The organism is Ornithinibacillus halophilus (genome assembly GCF_900129485.1).
GTDB classification, from domain to species: domain Bacteria; phylum Bacillota; class Bacilli; order Bacillales; family Amphibacillaceae; genus Ornithinibacillus; species Ornithinibacillus halophilus.
In genome coordinates this window covers 1-4,596 of sequence record NZ_FQVW01000090.1, presented here as the reverse complement: position 1 = coordinate 4,596, position 4,596 = coordinate 1, and the positions used below count along the sequence as shown (strand labels likewise).

5 protein-coding genes and 1 rRNA gene are annotated in these 4,596 nt (G+C 35.7%); 1 reads left to right on the top strand and 5 read right to left on the bottom strand.

Features of this window, described 5'->3' with window-relative positions; genetic code table 11:
* The first annotated feature begins 390 nt into the window (after positions 1–390).
* The gene (locus BUB12_RS17180; RefSeq protein WP_072892138.1) at positions 391–780 is read left to right on the top strand and encodes an OsmC family protein; all 390 of its coding nucleotides are present in this window, start codon (positions 391–393) and stop codon (positions 778–780) included.
* Between the two features lie 50 nt (positions 781–830).
* Here the strand turns inward: BUB12_RS17180 and BUB12_RS17175 are convergent, their stop codons facing one another.
* From BUB12_RS17175 to rrf, 5 genes are all read right to left on the bottom strand, one after another.
* Positions 831–1,919 (bottom strand): sensor histidine kinase, encoded by a 1,089-nt coding sequence (locus BUB12_RS17175; protein ID WP_072892137.1) that lies wholly within the window; start codon positions 1,917–1,919, stop codon positions 831–833.
* Entirely contained in the window at positions 1,909–2,589 is a 681-nt protein-coding gene (locus BUB12_RS17170) for a response regulator transcription factor (protein WP_072892136.1), read from the bottom strand. Before BUB12_RS17170 ends, BUB12_RS17175 begins: the two co-directional genes overlap by 11 nt.
* A gap of 39 nt (positions 2,590–2,628) precedes the next feature.
* Complete coding sequence (locus BUB12_RS17165) at positions 2,629–3,216, bottom strand: redoxin domain-containing protein (protein WP_072892135.1); 588 nt, start codon at positions 3,214–3,216, stop codon at positions 2,629–2,631.
* Between the two features lie 15 nt (positions 3,217–3,231).
* Complete coding sequence (locus BUB12_RS17160; RefSeq protein ID WP_072892134.1) at positions 3,232–3,990, bottom strand: cytochrome c biogenesis CcdA family protein; 759 nt, start codon at positions 3,988–3,990, stop codon at positions 3,232–3,234.
* A 308-nt stretch (positions 3,991–4,298) separates the two neighbouring features.
* Positions 4,299–4,414, bottom strand: a 5S ribosomal RNA gene (rrf, locus tag BUB12_RS17155).
* Between the last annotated feature and the right edge of the window lie 182 nt (positions 4,415–4,596).

The following is a 4,596-nucleotide window of genomic DNA, read 5'->3' as shown; positions in this document are numbered from 1 at the left end:
GGAGGCTGAGGCCGTGCCCGCGGAAAGCGACTGTCCGCAGTGCAAATCAACAAAGCAGTTACATCAGAATTGAATAATTCATTAAAAATTAGATTTCACCTAAAGACTAACATTCTAACTACCTTCATGGTAATTGTTCGACTTTGGATTATAGAGATTAAGTTATGTTCCAGCCCTCTATGTATATGACTTTTTTATTAATCGGACTTTTTCAGCAGCCTCGGGAAGGGCCTGCGGGTCTCTCCTTGCGTTGCTAACATTTAGTGAGGAAAGAAAGCCCCCCCCAACTAGATGAAGTTTCACTGATATGTTCAAATTATTCAATCCCTTTTCATTAAATTTTCACAATCAATTAGTATGCTAAAATATATAGAAAAGGGAGGAATATAAGTGATTTTTAAGATGAAAGAAAAAGGCTTTCAAGCCGAATTAGAATACGATGTTTTAAATGTATCAGCAGATGAAAACTTCGGATTTCGACCATATCAATTGTTAATCTCTTCTATTGTCGGTTGTAGTGGTGGAGTATTCCGAAAAATATTGGAGAAAAAACGTCTTGCTTATGAAGACATTACCATATCTGCCAATGTTAAACGAAATCCAGAAATCGCCAATCGTATTGAAGAGATTCATTTAGTATATACTATTATTGCTGAGGACCTGGAACCATCAAAAATCGAAAAAGCGCTAGAGTTGACAAGAAAAAACTGTGCTATGATTCAATCAGTACAAGATAGTATCGTAATAACAGAGGAGTTTGAAATTAAGCAATCGAAATAACTCTCATTACAAAATAAAAATAACAATGCAGCCAACTCTAGTTGACTGCATTAATTATTAACTGGTAATGTGAACCAGAAAACATGTATATCCTCTTCTGACTCAACCCCTATTTTTCCTTTATGATGTTCGATAATTTCTTTTGAAATCGCTAACCCCAAACCAGAACCACCTAGTTCACGAGAACGTGACTGATCTACACGATAAAATCGCTCAAAAATCCGTTTCTGTTCACCATAGGGAATTGGACGGCCTGGACCCTTAATAAATATACAATATTCCGAAAGGCGCTTCTCACCTTTTATAGTGATTGGATCCGTACCTTCATAATATTGTATTGCATTATCGATTAAATTATTTAACACTTGTGAAATTGCTCCATGGTCGACCTTCAACATACTTGATTCTACTTCAACCTGGACTTCTATACCGTTTTTCTTAATCGTCCAACGAAACATATCCACAGATTGATTGATAAGATCTTTTATATCCACTGGTTTTTTTTCAGAAAAGGTCTGTTTTGACACATAATCCCATTCTTTCAGTTGCTCCATCTGTTCAACCAATTGAATAAGCCGTTTGGATTCTTCATAGAGTGACTGATATAAGTCAGTATCAGCAACAACTACACCATTTTTTAATGCTAATAAATACCCGTTTACGTTCGATAATGGGGTACGAAATTCATGAGATAAATCAGAAACAAGTTTTTGACGGTGTTGTTCATTATCTTTTAATTGTTGTACCAACTCATTAAAATGATTCGTAAGTTCACCAATCTCATCCTTTGAATTCATCGTAATTGGGGTCGGATAATGACCTTCCTTCATTCGTTTAGTCGATTCAATTAAGTCACGTAAAGGACGCATTAATTTTTTGGTTAAATAAAAATGAATTAAACTTCCTATGACAATGGTAGAAATACTAAAAACCCATAAGTATTGAAAAAGTGTGGCTTCAAAATTAGCTTGTTTTTGATCATTTACAGTAACTAACCCATCTGCTAACATACAAGCTGTATTATAAATCGCCCACGTACTTAAAACGACAAAAGAAGCGATAACTATAATATTGATAAATGTTAACCGAAACAGAAACTGTTTAGGAAATAAAGAATGCCTTAATTTATCACGTATCAAATTTATACCCCATTCCTCGAACGGTTTGTATACGTTTAGGAGAAGCAGGATCTTTCTCGATTTTTTTCCTTAATTTCTTTATATGAGCATCAATCGTCCGATCCAAAACAATTTTGTCAGCATACGGATAAAGTTGGTCCATGAGATCTTCTCTTGATATAACAACATTTGGGTTCTCCATAAAGTAATATAGAAGATTAAACTCATGTTTCGTCAATTTTAATGATTGGTCATAAAGTAAAACTTCCCCTTTACGTGGTTTTATCGTTAACCCATCATAAGTGATTTTTTGACAATACTGACCAGTCCGTCGTAAAACCGCCTCTACATGTGCAACTAATTCTTCTGGCTCAAATGGCTTGATGATATAGTCATCCGCTCCCATCTTCAGCCCTTTTATTTTGTCTTCCGTTCGTGCTTTTGCAGACAACATAATGATGGAAACCTCATTTCGTTCCTGTTCCCTCACCCACTGACAAAATTCTTCTCCACTCACTTTTGGAAGCATTAAATCTAAAATAATAAGACATGGATGCTCGGTAAGGAAAACTTCCTTTGCTATCTCACCATCACCAGCCTCCACCACTTCATAGCCTGACCTTTTTAAATAAATAGTTACTAATTCACGGATCATTTTATCGTCTTCAACTACTAAAATAGTTTGCTTCAACCATCTCACCTCTATGAAACATTATACTTTATAAGAGGACTATTTCATCTTTTCGAATTCTTGAACCATTAAATCATAGTTCATCGCTCCAAAAGCTTTGTACTGAATAATCCCTTCCGAATCTACCATAAACGTCGTTGGAATCGGTTGGATTTTATACATTGTCGCTACTTCTGTTACCTCGTCTAACAGGATAGGGAAGCTTAGATTAAAGTCATCAACAAACGTATGAATATCATCAACCGACGTTTCAGTTTCAGCTAGATTGACAGCTAAAATAACCACATCTTTATTCTGATAGAATTCTTCCATATCAGGCATTTCTGCTCGGCATGGTGGGCACCACGTTGCCCAGAAGTTTACCATAACACGACTCCCACGAAAATCCGATAATTTAACAAGATCCCCGTCTAATGTTTGTAATTCAAAATCAGGTGCTCTATTTCCTTTTTCTAATCCAATGACAATATCAGGATCATTTTCGCCCGTTTCATCAATACTGCCATTGCTAGCATCTTCTTCTAAAGTAGCATCACTTGTATTGTTGTTTTTATCGGAATCCATAAAATCCCAAACCGCATAACCCAACATGATTGTAATAACAATCAGGAGAATCCCTTTTTTCATTCATTATCCCTCCATCTAGCCTAAGTTTGATAACCATGTATCTTGAATTAAATTAAGTAAAAATCCTGTAATTCTTGGCATCAGACCGAAGAATAGAACTAACCCCATGATAATCATAACCACAGCGCCTATCTTCATAATGACTTGACTATGACGAACAATCCATCTCGTCGACCCTAGAAAGAAAGTCAAAATTAAAAACGGTAACGCAAATCCTATAACATACATCACCGTATAAAAAATACCTTGACCAGGATTGCTTGCAGCTAATAAAAGAATAGATCCAAAAATTGGTCCAATGCATGGTGTCCATCCTGCTGCAAAACCTAGACCTACAAAGAAAGTTCCTAAATAACCAGCAGGCTTTTTCGTATAATGAAATCTTCTTTCTTTCATTAATGCAGGTATAGAAATCCATCCAGCCACAAACACCCCCATAAATACGATGAATATCCCAGCTATTCTTTGTATCAACAATCCAGATTCACCAATTAATAGGTTTTGTGCCCACTGTCCTAAAAATGATGCACTAGCACCTAAGCTTATAAACACTAAAGATACAGCTAGTAAAAAGAATAAAGAATGACTTATTAACTGACTACGAATTTTTACTGTTTTATTCCCTTGTAATTCCTTTACACTAATTCCAGTAATATAAGATAAGTACGCTGGAAAGATTGGTAACACACAAGGTGATAAAAACGATAAAGCTCCAGCTCCTATTGCCAAAAACATTCCTACAATTAGCATTGTATCTGCTTCAATTCCACCCATCTCTAATCCCTCTTTCTATATCATCAAGTTAAAATTATGGTATTGAAAAAATCACTAACACTTTATAATTCATTATCTCTCAATTTGTATCATACAAGTCCTATGTGAAAATTTGATGAAAAGGAGTTTTATTTAAGGGTATTTATTGATTCATTCTCGTATATGTTCATCCATATTCAAAATGAAACGGACAATAGAGGTCGATAATTGAAGTTACATAGTTCATTAGTTTTCTATGTATTTGTTAATTTTTTATGCCACAAAAAAAGCAGCATACGTCATTTATACGTACACTGCTTTTTATATTAGCCTGGCGGCGTCCTACTCTTGCAGGGGCAAAGCCCCAACTACCATCGGCGCTGAGAAGCTTAACTTCTGTGTTCGGCATGGGAACAGGTGTGACCTTCTCGCTATCGCTACCAGACATTTATTAAATTTAAGGACAAGACTTATTATAATCACTTCTGAATTAAAATGCAAGTCTTTTTTTGAGAATTAAGAAAGTATGACTTTCGAAGATGTCTAGCTCCGAGCTCCTGCGACTAGTGAGACTTCCTTCGCCTCCGTACGATAAGTCAACATCGACTCCGATAAAAAGGAAGGTCG

What these genes read in the sequence shown, in the direction of transcription:
- BUB12_RS17160 (WP_072892134.1), bottom strand. Translation starts at nt 3,990, where the DNA reads ATGGGTGGAATTGAAGCAGATACAATGCTAATTGTAGGAATGTTTTTG.
- BUB12_RS17165 (WP_072892135.1), bottom strand. Translation starts at nt 3,216, where the DNA reads ATGAAAAAAGGGATTCTCCTGATTGTTATTACAATCATGTTGGGTTAT.